This is a genomic window from Catalinimonas alkaloidigena (genome assembly GCF_900100765.1).
Classification (GTDB): domain Bacteria; phylum Bacteroidota; class Bacteroidia; order Cytophagales; family Flexibacteraceae; genus Mooreia; species Mooreia alkaloidigena.
The window spans coordinates 28898-42303 of record NZ_FNFO01000001.1 but is presented as its reverse complement, the minus strand read 5'-3'; the positions used below and the strand labels follow the sequence as shown (position 1 = coordinate 42303).

General features: G+C 57.8%; 15 protein-coding genes. 3 read left to right on the top strand and 12 right to left on the bottom strand.

The features are described from left to right. Positions 1-78: 78 nt before the first annotated feature. From fabG to ccoS, 12 genes are all read right to left on the bottom strand, one after another. Entirely contained in the window at positions 79-825 is a 747-nt protein-coding gene (gene fabG / locus BLR44_RS00190; protein WP_089677733.1) for a 3-oxoacyl-[acyl-carrier-protein] reductase, read from the bottom strand. Positions 826-1037: 212 nt separating this feature from the next. Beyond that, entirely contained in the window at positions 1038-1889 is an 852-nt protein-coding gene (locus tag BLR44_RS00185) for an SDR family NAD(P)-dependent oxidoreductase (RefSeq protein WP_218126979.1), read from the bottom strand. A 183-nt stretch (positions 1890-2072) separates the two neighbouring features. Beyond that, positions 2073-2378, bottom strand: coding sequence for a hypothetical protein (locus BLR44_RS00180; RefSeq protein WP_089677731.1), 306 nt, complete (start codon positions 2376-2378; stop codon positions 2073-2075). Between the two features lie 437 nt (positions 2379-2815). After that, positions 2816-3442, bottom strand: coding sequence for a hypothetical protein (locus tag BLR44_RS00175; protein WP_089677729.1), 627 nt, complete (start codon positions 3440-3442; stop codon positions 2816-2818). Positions 3443-3452: 10 nt separating this feature from the next. Beyond that, positions 3453-4808 carry an oxygen-independent coproporphyrinogen III oxidase gene (gene hemN, locus BLR44_RS00170; protein ID WP_089677727.1) on the bottom strand — a complete coding sequence of 452 codons (1356 nt, stop codon included), beginning with the start codon at positions 4806-4808 and terminating at the stop codon, positions 3453-3455. 30 nt (positions 4809-4838) lie between these two features. Continuing rightward, the gene (locus tag BLR44_RS00165; RefSeq protein ID WP_089677725.1) at positions 4839-5516 is read right to left on the bottom strand and encodes a sulfite exporter TauE/SafE family protein; all 678 of its coding nucleotides are present in this window, start codon (positions 5514-5516) and stop codon (positions 4839-4841) included. A gap of 65 nt (positions 5517-5581) precedes the next feature. Beyond that, positions 5582-6013, bottom strand: coding sequence for a FixH family protein (locus BLR44_RS00160; protein ID WP_089677723.1), 432 nt, complete (start codon positions 6011-6013; stop codon positions 5582-5584). A 253-nt stretch (positions 6014-6266) separates the two neighbouring features. Further along, the gene (ccoG, locus tag BLR44_RS00155) at positions 6267-7676 is read right to left on the bottom strand and encodes a cytochrome c oxidase accessory protein CcoG (RefSeq protein ID WP_245705928.1); all 1410 of its coding nucleotides are present in this window, start codon (positions 7674-7676) and stop codon (positions 6267-6269) included. A gap of 86 nt (positions 7677-7762) precedes the next feature. Further along, complete coding sequence (locus BLR44_RS00150; RefSeq protein ID WP_245705927.1) at positions 7763-8710, bottom strand: cbb3-type cytochrome c oxidase N-terminal domain-containing protein; 948 nt, start codon at positions 8708-8710, stop codon at positions 7763-7765. Further along, positions 8703-8906 carry a cytochrome C oxidase Cbb3 gene (locus BLR44_RS00145; protein ID WP_176955833.1) on the bottom strand — a complete coding sequence of 68 codons (204 nt, stop codon included), beginning with the start codon at positions 8904-8906 and terminating at the stop codon, positions 8703-8705. Before BLR44_RS00145 ends, BLR44_RS00150 begins: the two co-directional genes overlap by 8 nt. Positions 8907-8973: 67 nt before the next feature. Continuing rightward, positions 8974-11148, bottom strand: a complete 2175-nt coding sequence (gene ccoN, locus BLR44_RS00140) for a cytochrome-c oxidase, cbb3-type subunit I (protein WP_089677719.1) — start codon at positions 11146-11148, stop codon at positions 8974-8976. A 3-nt stretch (positions 11149-11151) separates the two neighbouring features. Then, entirely contained in the window at positions 11152-11313 is a 162-nt protein-coding gene (gene ccoS, locus BLR44_RS00135) for a cbb3-type cytochrome oxidase assembly protein CcoS (protein WP_089679012.1), read from the bottom strand. Between the two features lie 229 nt (positions 11314-11542). Here ccoS and BLR44_RS00125 point away from each other — a divergent pair, with 229 nt between their 5' ends. The 3 genes from BLR44_RS00125 (at position 11543) to BLR44_RS00115 (ending at position 13380) form a co-directional block, all read left to right on the top strand. Beyond that, positions 11543-11995: an energy transducer TonB gene (locus BLR44_RS00125; protein ID WP_089677715.1), complete on the top strand. Its 453-nt coding sequence runs from the start codon at positions 11543-11545 to the stop codon at positions 11993-11995. Between the two features lie 24 nt (positions 11996-12019). Then, positions 12020-12466 (top strand): DUF4262 domain-containing protein, encoded by a 447-nt coding sequence (locus tag BLR44_RS00120; protein ID WP_089679010.1) that lies wholly within the window; start codon positions 12020-12022, stop codon positions 12464-12466. Between the two features lie 188 nt (positions 12467-12654). Then, the gene (locus BLR44_RS00115; RefSeq protein ID WP_089677713.1) at positions 12655-13380 is read left to right on the top strand and encodes an energy transducer TonB; all 726 of its coding nucleotides are present in this window, start codon (positions 12655-12657) and stop codon (positions 13378-13380) included. Positions 13381-13406: the final 26 nt, after the last annotated feature.

The window sequence follows — 13406 nt, the reverse complement described above, 5'->3', positions numbered from 1 at the left end:
AACAATCGTTTTCTGTCCAACGATAAGACGGTGAAAATGTGATAGATCCCTAAAAAATCCGACCATCCGTGCTGACCTTTACGTCAGCATACCGCCGTCTACCTGCAGGACTTGTCCGGTAATATACGTCGATAAATCGGACGCCAGAAAAGTGGCGCAGTTGGCTACGTCTTCGGGGGTGCCGCCGCGCTTCAGCGGAATGCCCGCTTTCCACTCTTCCACGACCTTGGGATCGAGTTCGCCGGTCATCTCCGTCTCGATAAAACCCGGCGCAATAGCGTTAGAACGAACCCCGCGCGAGCCTAGTTCAAGCGCGACCGATTTTGTAAACCCGATGATGCCCGCCTTCGAGGCTGCGTAGTTGGCTTGTCCGGCGTTGCCACGTAGCCCCACAACCGACGTCAGGTTGATGATGGAGCCGCTGCGCTGTTTCATAAACGTGCGCGTGGCGGCCTTGGTCAGGTTGAATACCGATTTCAGGTTGATGTTGATCACGCGGTCCCACTGCTCTTCGCTCATGCGCATCAACAGCCCGTCCTGCGTTACCCCGGCATTGTTCACCAGCACATCGAGTTGTCCGAACTCTTTCACGACGTCGTCGACCAGTTGGCCGGCCGCCGCAAAATCGGAAGCATCGGACCGAAAGCCTTTGGCCTTGATGCCCAGTGCCTGCAGCTCTTGCTCCAGTGCCTGGCCTTTTTCGACGTTCGACAAGTAGGTGAAGGCGACGTGTGCGCCTTCTTCCGCAAATTTTTGAGCGATGGACCGGCCGATGCCTTTGGAGGCTCCCGTCACGAGAGCAACTTTATTTTCGAGTAACTTCATGCAAAGGTGATGGATACGTTAGGAGTGTGGTTCAGCCCCGCAGGGCAAAGGACCGGCAAAGTAACGGGAAGCCGCTAAAACTACAACCGAGGCCACGGGCGGGCCGCTTCCCCCTGCCCTAAGGTTCCCCTCGACGCGCCTGTAAAGCAACAGCGCCGCCCCTATGACAGGAACGGCGCTGCGCTCTTTCAACTCATCCTCTCTCCTATGTCTTAACCGCGCGTACTGTCGCGCTCGTGTTCCAGATTCAGAAATCCTTTCGGTTCTTTTTGCAATTCGCTGGGCACCTGGTCGCCCACGGGGCCTTTGGCCACCGTTACACCGCCGTCAACCAGCCAGAGGGCTCCGGTCACGTAACTGGCTTCATCTGAGGCCAGAAAGGCGTACACGTTGGCGATTTCTTCAGTGGTGCCGCGGCGCCCCATCGGCGTAGCCTGAATCAGCATTTTCTCCATCTTCTTATCCATTGAGCCGGTTTCCTTGTGCGTCCAGGCCGTATCGATCGGTCCGGGGCACACACAGTTGGCCCGCACGCCGTATTGGGCCTGTTCGACCGCGACGCCCTTCATGAACGAATGGATAAAGCCTTTGGTCCCGCCGTACGGGGTATTCTGCGCCAGACCATTGAAGCCCGCTTCCGATCCAGCCGACACCACGTTTCCGCGGGTCTTTTGCAGGTGGGGCAACGCATGTTTGGTCATCAGAAAAGCCGTCCGCAGGTTGTTTCGCAGCAACTGATCGAAGATCGACACCTCGTACTCGGTCAGTTCCGTAATGTTCAGTTGCATACCGGCGTTGTTGATCAAAATATCCAGTTTCCCGTACGTTTCAAGGGCCTTCTGCACACAGGCCTGCGCGTGCAATTCTTCCGACACGTCGCCTACGTAGGCGACCGCTTCCCCACCGCGTTCGTTGATGGCCGCCGCCACGTCTACGACCGGATCGTCCGGTAATCCGTTAAGCACCAGTTGGGCACCTTCTAGCGAAAACTTATGGGCAATCGCCTCACCGATACCTGTACCAGCACCGGTAACAATAGCCACTTTACCCGCTAATCGTTTCATAATCAAAGCATTCAAGATTAAAAAATAGCATTTAGTTACATTTAACTCCTCCCATCAAGTTTGGTTTCAGATCGATCACGAATTCTGAGGCGATTTCTTCACGAACGGCACAAAAAAAGCGGTCGACGGAGGGTTTATGCTCCATCAACCGCTTGGGGTTGGGTGGCTGTACGTCTGAAGGCGCTATTCACCCATCACGTAATACATCACGCCCGATGCTTTGATGGAGTTGTTGACGTACGAGTCGCGCATCATAAAGAGATCCGACTCTACCCCCGTCTTTTTCAGGGCGTCGATCACCACTTTGCAGCGTTTGTAATCCAGAAATTGGTCTTGTTTGAGTTCTTTTTCGCTGATTTCGCTGTAGAGCACAAAGCGAAAATGCGCCGGGTCCAGGCTATCGCGCAGGTAGTTTCCCAGTTGCCCGAGCGTCTGTTCTCCCGCCTCGGTCAGGTCTGTGGTTCCGTACTGAAACTCCACGATAGGCATCGCATCCGAGCGATTCGTAGGTACTTTTGCTTCACCTTGCTTGCCTCCCGAAAACCAAAGTGAAACCATAAGCACAAATTGGAATATCCCCATAGCCGTCAGTAGTATTTTGAAGTGTAATAACCAGTGGGCACGTTACGTGCAGAGGCCGCAAAGATAAGCATTACAGACCAGTAAATACAGCTCCCTTATCCGGTCTCAGCAAAAACAACGGGGGAATCTTCCGAGCATATAATTGCACATTTCCAACTATATCCAGCTCTTCATTCCGTACAAGTCACTAAAAAAATTGGAACAGCAACCGCCTCTATGGCTACTTAGCTCGGGTGTCTCTTAAAAAGATACCATCGGCACGCATGGACGTGTTGTTCCCAAGCCTGCAAAAGAACCAGCCACCGCCCGGGCGGTCTGGAAATCTTCAAAAAAGTAAAGGCTGATTACTCCGCAAGCCGCAGTTGGGCCTCCAGCGCGACGGCCCGCGGCAGCAGCACTTCGTCCTCAATCCGGTTGTGCTGTGCCATCTCTTCGTCGATCAGCCGCAGGGCCGTCAGCAGCACATGCTCTGAAAGATCGACGTCTTTGCCGATCCGGTACCGGTGGGTCATCTCCCGCACGCCCCGCAAAATATCGTCGTGCGCGTGGTGCCGTGCCATATCGGCCAGCGAGGGCAGCGTAGCATCGAGTTGCTTGTTTTCCAGCGCCAGTACACGCGCAAACAAGGTATCTTCTTCCTGATACACGTGCTCGATAAAATCGTGTAGAAAAATCGGGAAGATGAACTGCAGATCCTGCACCGCTGCCGAAAGGTGGCCGTGCAGGTTGCGCACCAGGTAGTTGAGGTAGGGCAATCGTTTTTTGATGAACACGTAGTGCTGGTGCTTGAGATAGGCCACCACCAGCTCGGTAGGGCACTGCGCCAGCTCTTCGGGGGTCAGCCGCCGGTTGGCGTGCTGTTCGGCCGCGCAGGATTCCAGCCACTGGTTGAGTTGCGCTACTTTCTGAGCCGACGAAAATGAATCGCCGGCCGAATTGCGCGTGTACGAAGGTGAAAAAGGGCGTTCCATGTCAGTAAGCTTAGACGGTTTGGCTAAAAAGAGGAGAGGCAGCGCGGCGGTTCCAGAGACGCGCATCGAAGGCCATACACACGTTGCGGACAAAAGGCTGGCCCTCGGGAAGCACCCGCACGTAGCCGGGGCCTTGTTCGATCAGGCGATCGTCTTCCAGTTCCTGCAACCGTTCCTGCGCCTGATTCAGGACCTCGTTTTCGGGCAACAGGGGATTCCAGCGGGTTTCCAGGCGGCACATCAGTGCCAGAATGTGTTGCCGCAGCACGAGATCTTCGTCCGTCAGCACGTGGCCCTTCTGCAACGGCAGACGCCCCGCGCGGAGGCTTTCCAGGTAAGGCTCCACCGCTTTCGGGTTCTGCGCAAAGGCCGTCCAGGCATCGCCGATGGCCGACGCTCCCAGCCCGATCAGGAGTTGCGTCTGGTGCGGTGTGTAGCCCATAAAGTTCCGATGCAGCGTACCGGCCTGTGCGGAGCGGTGAAGGGCATCGGTCGGCAACGCAAAGTGATCCATCCCAATTTCCCGGTAGCCTCGGGCTTCCAGGCTTTGCTTCCCCTGTTCGTACAGCGCGCGCTTGGCTTCGCCGGAGGGCAGAAACGCTTCGAACGATCGTTGCGCCGGTTTGAGCCACGGCACGTGCGCGTAGCTGTAGAACGCAATGCGGTCGGGTTGCAGGGCGGCAGTGTAGGCCAGCGTCTGCGCCATGGTGTGCGCGTTTTGCAACGGAAGGCCGTAAATCAGGTCGAAGTTGATGGAATTGTACCCGAGGTTACGGGCGCTTTCGGTGACCGCCTGCACCTCCGCAAACGACTGCCGCCGGTTGATGATCCGCTGCACATTCGGGTCGAAATCCTGAATACCCAGACTCAGGCGCCGGAAGCCTACGTCGTACAACGCCTGCAAATGGGCGTCGGTGGTGTTGGCCGGGTGCGCTTCGAAACTCAAATCCGCATCCGGACTGAGTCGGGCACCACGGGTCAGTCCCCGTACCAGTCGCTGCAAGTGCGCGGCACTGAAAAAGGTAGGTGTCCCGCCGCCCAGGTGGATTTCTTTGATCAGAGGGGCTTCCCCCAGGGCATCGAGGTACAGTTGCCACTCGGTCAGCACGGCGTCGATGTACGGCGTTTCGACCGCATGATTGACCGTGATGCGGGTCGTACATCCGCAGTAGGTACACAAACGTTCGCAGTAAGGCAGGTGAATGTACAGGCTGATGCCCTGGTGCCGGGTGGCCTCGTACGTAGCGCGCACGTTAGCCAGCCAAGTCGACTCGGTCGGCGGCGTCTCGTCCCAGTAAGGCACCGTGGGGTAACTCGTATACCGCGGCCCGGGCACGTTGTATTTCTGAATCAGATGCGTATTCATTAGCTGATCGTTAATCACTCACTCTATTACTCAATGGCATACCACCTCCGAAGAGGCCTTGGCGACCGGCAGTTTCGGACTTACGTACGGAATGCCCAGGTTGAGCCCACGTAGGATGAACAAAAGCCCCAGCCCGACGATGAAGAGGGGCACCGCCCGGCGCATGCGCTGTCGCACCGGCACCGGAATCAGCCCCCCGGCCAACGAAACCGCCAGCATCAGCGGTAGCGTACCGAGGCCAAAGAGCGCCATATAGGCCGCGCCCTGCAGGCTATCGCCACTCACCACGGCACCCGCCAGTGCCACATAGACCAACCCACAGGGCAACAGGCCGTTGAGTATGCCTACCATGCCCGAGGCCAGCAGCGACCGCTGCCCCAGCAGCGCGCGGAATTGCGCTTTGAGCCCGTTGGTCAGATGGTACAACCCTGGCACCGGCGGTGCCCAGGTAGAAGGCAGCCCGGCCAGCAGCAACATCAGCAGGCCCACGGTCAGTGCGAGGTAGTGTTGCCAGCCCACCTGCACAAAGCTCCGGCCCAACAGCCCCACAACGGCTCCCAGGGCGGCGTACGTCAGTACCCGCCCCAGCTGATAGGCAAGGCGGTTCAGGACCGTCCGTCCGGGAATGGCCAGGGCAATCGGCCCGCACATCCCGACACAGTGAAAACTTCCGATCATTCCCGCCACGAAGGCCGTCCAGAGTAACATGAGTTGAGGTACAAATGGCTGATATATAGTTAGGTTCAGGTCGACTGCAGGCGAACCTGCACGACTCAGATCACGACCGTCTGTTCGTCGTAGAACTGCTGGTCCCCCACCTGCCAGGTGATTTTGATGCGCCACAGGCCCGGTTGTTTCGCCTGCACCCGAACCACCTGCCGCCCGGTGGCTTCGGTCTGCACCGGTATGCGGAAATCCTGCGTCGCATCCGACGGCCGGAAGAAGTAAATCTCTCCCTGGCAACCTTCCCGCTGTGGGAAACTGAACACGACCTGCTGGCCGTCGGGATCATAGTTCATCGCCAGCCGCTGAGGCAACCGGCGCGCGTTTTCGATCTTGTCGATCTGCTGTTGGTAGGCCACTTCCTGTCGGTAATAGTCGTCGGCAACCAGGAAGACCTCCTGCCGCACACAGAGCGTCACCAGGGTGACGATCAGCGCGACAAAGCCCAGGTATCCAAAAAGAATTTTATAGCCCCAATTCATGGCATTCGGATTTTTGGGCAAGATCGGTCGCTTCCGCAAAAAGGGAGATGAGGCACGTCAGAGGAGAAAATGACTTTGATCAGCCGCACAATTGCGCAGAGGGCGGAGCGTCCGGTCATCCCGGACTTCGCAAAAGGATCGTGCCCGCTCTTCTACCTTCCGGCAAAAGGGCGGGCACGCTACCTGGAGTTCGGGATGCATCCGGTGCTAAACCGAACCCGCGACCTGAGACTTTTGACGTACCACCTGCCCCCTACTTCGCGGGGCCCATGAAACTGGTTTCGATCTCGTCGATTAGTTCGTCCTGACGGAAAATCTGGAGGGTGATCTTGGTTTTGCGCGCCTGCAAATCTGAGCGCGGCAATTCGATAAAGTACACGCCTTCCACCATCTCGCCGGGCGGCAGCGTCAGGGCTTCGTCCCCTACCCGACGCAGCGAGCCGCCCTCGGGTGCCTTCAGCCGCACGTCGAGCGCCATCGGCTCAAACGTTTTGTTGACAAACTGAATGTTGTAAAGGTTGCTGATGCGGTTGTGGGGCTGTTCCTGGTACAGCATGCCGGGCACGCGCAGCACGGTGGTAGCTACGTCAGTACGGCTGAACAGCAGGTAACTGAACAGGCCCAGCAGCACGACCAACACGGCGGAGTAGCCCAAAATGCGCGGCGTAAACACGGAGTGGCGGCGCTCCTCGATGCCCTGCAACGAATCGTACCGGATCAAACCTTTGGGGCGGCCGACCTTTTCCATCACGCCGTCGCACGCGTCGATGCAGGCGGTGCAGTTGACGCACTCCAGTTGCGTGCCGTTCCGGATGTCGATGCCCGTCGGGCAGACCTGCACACACAGGCTACAGTCGACACAATCGCCCACTACCTTTTCGGCAAACGTCGACGGCGGCTGTTTCCGGATTTTCCCCCGCGGTTCGCCCCGCAGCCAGTCGTAAGCCACCACGATGGACTCCCGCCCCAGCAAGACGCCCTGCAAGCGACCGTAGGGACAGACCGCAATGCAGACCTGCTCGCGCATAAACGCAAACGTGCCGTAGAACGCGCCGGTAAAAAATACCAGACCTGTAAACCCGGCCCAGTGGGCGCTGGGCGGCGAAGAGACAATGGCAGAAACCTGCTCGATTCCGATCAGGTAGGCCATCACCGTGTGCGTGAAGAGCAAAGCAATCAGGAAAAACAGGAAATGCTTCGACCCTTTTTTCAGGAGCTTTTCAGTCGTCCAGGGGGCAGCCTGAAGTTTCCGCTGCTGGTTGGCGTCGCCTTCGATCAGGTACTCGATCTTCCGAAAGACCATCTCCATAAACACCGTCTGCGGACAGGCCCAGCCGCAAAACAGCCGCCCGTAGGCCACCGTGAACACGATGACGAATAACACGAAGATGATCATCGCCAGCCCGAACAGGTAAAAATCCTGTGGCCAGAAGACCTGCCCCAGCAGCACAAACCGCCGCTCGAACAGGTTCAGCAACAACAGCGGCTGGCCGCCGATCGTGATGAACGGCCCTGCAAAAAAGAGCGCCAACAACAGCACACTGAACACCCTGCGGTAGTTGTGCAACCGCCCCTGTGGCTTTTTCGGATAGACCCAGACCCGCTTGCCGGTGGCATCGACCGTGGCAATGGAATCGCGGTATTGTTCGTGGTCAGGTTTCACTACGATAGCGATTGAGTGCGTGTGTGATTGAGTGAATAGAGCAGGGTACAAAACGCTTTTTGTGCTCTGCCCTTTGCTCTCTGCGCTCACAGACTGGCCTGCGTGGCGACTTCGTCCGACTCCTGAGGCGTATACTTGTCGCCCTGTGGCTCCTTGGCGTTCGGCGGATCGGTTCCCTGCAACATCAGAATGTAGCTGGCGACGTCGCGGATGTCGGCGGGCGTCAGTTTGCTCTGCCAGGAGATCATCCCCTTCTCGGGGATGCCGTACTTGATGGTGGCAAACACATCGCCGACACTGCCGCCGTGCAGCCAGTAAACATCCGTCAGGTTGGGGCCGACGCCGCCTTCCCCGGCCTGCCCGTGACACGCGGCACAGTTTTGTTTGAAGAGGGTGGCTCCGTGCTCCAGTTCATTGGCGTCGGCAGTCGCTTCTACGTTGGTTTCGTCGAGGCTGCTGGCCAGTAGGGCCTGGTAGGCTTTCGCCTGCGCTTCGGCTACCGCCACTTCCTGCCGGTACTCTTCGTCCGACAGTGGCAGCGCGTCGGCAACGTGGTAGAGGTACACGTAGACGGCCGCAAAGACGATCGAGAAGTAGAATCCCCATTTCCACCAGGGCGGCAGGTGGTTGTCGAGTTCGCGGATGCCGTCGTAGTTATGGTCCAGCAGAATGGCCGATTCGCGTTCGACCGGTACGGCATCGGTCAGACGTTCCTTCAGCCACGTCCAGGTCGTTTTCGGCGGGATGACGACGCCCTCCGGGGTCATTTGCGGACCTTCCATCCGTTGCAGCGCCGTTTGCAACAGCACCAGCATGTAGACGGCTACCCACAACACCAGCACCACCACGGTCCCCATCAGCCCAATCAGCAGCCAGAGCATCAGTTCGTCGTTGGTGACCGGGGTCCTGGCCGCTTCATCCGCCACATCCTGCGCTTGCAGGGTATTCAAAGCGCCGGCCCCGAACGCGCCCAGCGCCAGGAAAGCCATCCGCCGGAAGCGACGACTCGTTCGGCCGGTTTTCGGGCTACTCATGGCGCACCTCCTTTCCGGGCACCACTTCCTGGTTTCCGTCTGCCACGGGCAAGTCGGCCATGTGGGCGATGTAGCCCTGGTCGGCACGCAGGACCCAGATCAGCAGACAGACAAAGAAAATGAAGAAGATGGTGAGGGAAACGATGGGCCAGATTTCCACGTCGGCCACACGCTCCAGGTAGTATGTAAATTTCATAACGAATTTCAGATTACAGATTGCAAATAGCAGATTGACTCCATGCGGCGAAGAGCCTTACTTTCGCTCAATCGCCACGGTCCCCTTTGATGTCCGTGCCGAGGCGTTGCAGGTACGCGATCAGCGCGACGATTTCTTTGTCGGACGCCGTTTCGATGCCGGCGCTTTTCAGACTCGCCGCGATGCCGTCGGCTTGTTGCGACAGGTCGCCGTTGGCCTGTGCTTCGTAGCCTTCGCCGTAAGGCACACCCAGCGTACGCATCGCAGAGATTTTACCCGCCGTCAGCGTCGTATCGATGGGGTCGTCGAGCAACCACGGGTAGCGCGGCATCAGCGAGCCCGGCGACATGGTGTTGGGGTCCAGCATGTGATGGTAGTGCCACGAATCCGGGTATTTCCCGCCGACGCGGTGCAGGTCTGGCCCCGTGCGTTTCGAGCCCCACAGGAACGGGTGGTCGTAGACAAACTCCCCGGCTTTGGAGTATTCGCCGTAGCGTTCGGTCTCGGAGCGGAACGGGCGGACCATCTGCGAGTGACAGTTGTTGCAGCCCTCGCGGATGTAGATGTCGCGGCCGTGCAGTTCCAGCGCCGTGTAGGGCTGCACCGAAGCGATGGTCGGCACGTTGGACTTGACCAGGAAGGTCGGGATCATCTCGATCATCCCCCCGATCAGAATGGCCACCAGCGTCAGCACGGTGAACGTGACGGGCATGCGCTCCAGCACGTGGTGCCAGTATTCGCCTTTCGGCCGGGTTTGCAGCGGCACGAGGGCCGGTGCCTGCGCTTCTTCTTCGCTCTGGAACTGACCCTGCGCCGCGGTTTTCATCAGGTTGTAGGCCATCACCAGCACGCCGACGATGTAGAGGGCACCGCCACCCGCCCGCATCATGTAAAGCGGTTTGATCTGCGTGACGGTCTCCAGGAAGTTGGGGTATTGCAGGAAGCCCGCTTCGGTAAACTGCTTCCACATCAGGCTTTGTGTAAACCCGGCCCAATACATCGGCAGGGCGTAGAACACGATACCCAGCGTACCGATCCAGAAGTGGAAGTTTGCTAGCGACTTCGAATACAGCGGCGTCTTCCACATTCTCGGGACCAGCCAGTAGAGCATCCCGAACGTCATAAAGCCGTTCCAGCCCAGCCCGCCGACGTGCACGTGCGCCACGATCCAGTCGGTGAAGTGCGCGATGGCGTTCACGTTTTTGAGCGACAGCATCGGCCCTTCGAACGTCGCCATCCCGTAGGCCGTCACGGCCACCACCATAAACTTCAGCACCGGATCTTCGCGCACACGGTCCCAGGCCCCCCGCAGGGTCAGCAGGCCATTCAGCATCCCGCCCCACGACGGCGCGATCAGCATAATCGAGAAGACCACACCCAGGGTTTGTGCCCAGTCGGGCAGGGCGGTGTAAAGCAGATGGTGGGGACCCGCCCAGATGTAGATGAAAATCAGCGCCCAGAAGTGAATAATCGAGAGTTTGTAGGAATAGACCGGACGCTGCGCGGCCTTGGGCAGGAAGTAGTACATCAGGCCCAGAAACGGGGTGGTCAGGAAGAAGGCAACCGCGTTGTGACCGTACCACCACTGCACCAGCGCGTCCTGCACCCCGGCGTACCAGGAGTAGCTCTTCATAAACGTAACGGGCAATTCGAAGGAGTTGACCACGTGCAGCACCGCCACCGTAATGAACGTTGCGAGGTAGAACCAGATGGCCACGTACATGTGGCGCTCGCGGCGGCGGAGAATCGTCCCGATCATGTTGATGCCGAACACGACCCAGATCAGCGTGATGGCGATGTCGATGGGCCATTCCAGTTCGGCGTATTCTTTCGAGGTGGTGTACCCCATCACCAGCGTCAGCGCCGCTGCCACGATGATCGCCTGCCAGCCCCAGAAGTGAAGCCAGCTCAGCGCATCGGAAAACATGCGGGTTTTCAGCAGGCGCTGCATCGAATAGTAAATACCACAAAACAGCGCGTTGCCCACAAAGGCGAAAATGACCGCGTTGGTGTGCAGCGGCCGGATGCGCCCGAAGGTGGTGTAGGGAATGCCCAGGTTGAGGTCGGGGTAAAACAACTGGATGGCGGCGGTCAGCCCCACCAGCATGCCCACAATGCCCCAGACCACCGTTGCGATGGCGAAGAACTTGACGATCTTGTTGTCGTAGCGGAACGTTTCGAGCCTTCCGGCGAGGGCGGGGTCGAGGGCGCCTCCCGGGGCTACTACGGTAGATGATTCCATGAACTATTCGGGTTTTGAATCGGGTTTGTCGTCGTCGAAAAGCATGCGCACCGAGGGGGTGTAGTCGTCGTCGAACTGGCCGGCGTGGGTAGCCCACAGAAAAGCTCCCAGAAACCCGCTGGCGACGACCAGACTCACTCCAATCAGAATAAACAGCGCACTCATAGACGTATCCGGTTGATGCACAAAAGTGCCGCCGAACGCCTGCAACACCGATGATGCCTCTCAGGCCAGAAGATGATTTTGATCAGGTTTTAGCGCGGGAGAGGGCGCATAGAATTGAGCGATTGAGTGAACTGGTGGATGAGTGCGCGGGGGCGGGGCGATTCGTGGGATGGGGTGCCTATTCACAACAACAAGAAAATGGGTATCTTCCGACTCAACACATTCCCTGATGCTGTACCGGATTCTCGTGGGTTGTCTGTTCTTATGGCACAGTGCAATGATGGCACAGGCAAGTGACCCCTTCTGGCTTCCTTCCTCACTCCTCGTGGTATCGGACACCAGCCAGGCCTACGAAGTGGCTGAGGTGCAACCGACCCCACAAGGGGGGATGGAAGCCTTTAACAAGTATCTGTCAAAACATCTCCACGTCCCGCCAGCATACTGGGGAAAAGAAGAGATAGGTTGCGTCAGCTCGTTTGTAAAATTCATCGTAGAGAAGGATGGCACCCTCTCTGGGTTTACCCCTGTCACTCGCGGATCAGCTACAGAAAGTCCATACCCTTTGCTTGATCAGGAACTGATCCGGGTGATTCGTGAAACCTCGCCGTGGCAACCTGGCCGGCAGGGCGGTCAACCCGTTCGCGTTCGGATGGTCGTACCCGTGTTCATCAAGCTGGGATAAGTAAGCTCCAGTTACCTAATGCCCATGAAACCTAACGAAGTGAAAGCCCTACAGGATATCGAGGTATACGGATGCCATATTCTGCACGTGCTGGCCGAGGACGACTCCCCTCCTTTTTGCTATTCGATGGGCATAGAGAAATGTACCGGTCAGCCGGAACTGATCATTACGGGCCTGAAACGGGAGCTAACCCATGGGATCATCAACGAATACAACAACCGGATCAAAAACGGCGAAACGTTTGAAGCCGACCGGTATTACGACGGATTCCTGAAAGGCTTTCCGGTACTTTTTAAAAAGGTGGATCGACTCCATTACGCTGAATACTTCGGGTGGGCGCAATGGCTTTACGGAAGGGATCACTTCAGCGCACTCCAGCTGATTTACCCTACGACCGCTGGCGTATGGCCCTGGGAGGCTAAGGCCATCGACTCTTACCTCAAAATGCTTCCCCGCTTGTATCGGGTGTAACTCTGTAGTTCGAGCGACTCCGACCGATGCTCCCCCGCTATGTGCTTTTGATGTAAGAACGAAACGGAGGCTTCCCGCATTGCCTTCAAAAAATTCAACCGATTGTCTTTGCTTGTATCGACCTGTATACTCCGGTTTGATCGGCTGAAAGAAGGCGCTTACCTTCTGGTACCAATCAAGCACAGACCATGGCATCACTTCAAAGTAATCTCCTGACTCACTTTTTCTTAATCCGGCTTCCGCGCGCGACGCGCCATCCGCTCACGCTGTCGTTCGGGTTGCTTCTTCCGGTAGCGGTGCTGCTGCCGGAGCCACTTCTTGCCCAAAACCTGACGTTGGTCGAAAACGCCTACGAAAAGGGTTATTTGCAGAACGATGAAAAATACGGCACCTGGGAGTATTACGACGAACGGGGCGAGCTCGAGCTGGAGTTCGATCACTCGTCAGGAGAGGTCGTTTTTGCGCAGGAAGATCCGGAGCCGTACGTCGTAGCACAAGGCGGTGAATGGGTGGAACAGTCCCTGGACGTAGCGCCCCGGTACCTGGGCAGTACCGACCTGTGGTACCACAACATCGCGAAGACCATACGCTATCCGGAATCGGCTCAGGCCAAGTCGATCAAAGGCACCGTCTACGTGTCGTTCGAAGTCGATGCCGAAGGCAATCCGCACCACTACAAAGTGGAACAGGACATTGGCGGTGGTTGTGGAGAAGAGGTGATCCGCACCCTGCAAGAGGTCACCGGCCCCTGGGTTCCGGCGCAACTGCACGACCAGCCCTGCACGGCACGTTTCATTATGCCGGTCAACTTTTCGGTGGGCAAAGCCGCGAAGCTCAAGCCCGCCAAAGACCCGCTCCCTGCCGCCCGAATGCTTCCCGAATTTTCGATCGTCGCCTACGGATCGCGACGGTAAAACATGACCACCAACACCCCGAGCCG

Coding starts and splice junctions, on each gene's coding strand:
- fabG (WP_089677733.1), bottom strand. CDS start 825: ATGAAGTTACTCGAAAATAAAGTTGCTCTCGTGACGGGAGCCTCCAAA.
- BLR44_RS00185 (WP_218126979.1), bottom strand. CDS start 1,889: ATGAAACGATTAGCGGGTAAAGTGGCTATTGTTACCGGTGCTGGTACA.
- BLR44_RS00180 (WP_089677731.1), bottom strand. CDS start 2,378: ATGCCTATCGTGGAGTTTCAGTACGGAACCACAGACCTGACCGAGGCG.
- BLR44_RS00175 (WP_089677729.1), bottom strand. CDS start 3,442: ATGGAACGCCCTTTTTCACCTTCGTACACGCGCAATTCGGCCGGCGAT.
- hemN (WP_089677727.1), bottom strand. CDS start 4,808: ATGAATACGCATCTGATTCAGAAATACAACGTGCCCGGGCCGCGGTAT.
- BLR44_RS00165 (WP_089677725.1), bottom strand. CDS start 5,516: ATGTTACTCTGGACGGCCTTCGTGGCGGGAATGATCGGAAGTTTTCAC.
- BLR44_RS00160 (WP_089677723.1), bottom strand. CDS start 6,013: ATGAATTGGGGCTATAAAATTCTTTTTGGATACCTGGGCTTTGTCGCG.
- BLR44_RS00150 (WP_245705927.1), bottom strand. CDS start 8,710: ATGAGTAGCCCGAAAACCGGCCGAACGAGTCGTCGCTTCCGGCGGATG.
- BLR44_RS00145 (WP_176955833.1), bottom strand. CDS start 8,906: ATGAAATTTACATACTACCTGGAGCGTGTGGCCGACGTGGAAATCTGG.
- ccoN (WP_089677719.1), bottom strand. CDS start 11,148: ATGGAATCATCTACCGTAGTAGCCCCGGGAGGCGCCCTCGACCCCGCC.
- ccoS (WP_089679012.1), bottom strand. CDS start 11,313: ATGAGTGCGCTGTTTATTCTGATTGGAGTGAGTCTGGTCGTCGCCAGC.
- BLR44_RS00125 (WP_089677715.1), top strand. CDS start 11,543: ATGCTGTACCGGATTCTCGTGGGTTGTCTGTTCTTATGGCACAGTGCA.
- BLR44_RS00120 (WP_089679010.1), top strand. CDS start 12,020: ATGAAACCTAACGAAGTGAAAGCCCTACAGGATATCGAGGTATACGGA.
- BLR44_RS00115 (WP_089677713.1), top strand. CDS start 12,655: ATGGCATCACTTCAAAGTAATCTCCTGACTCACTTTTTCTTAATCCGG.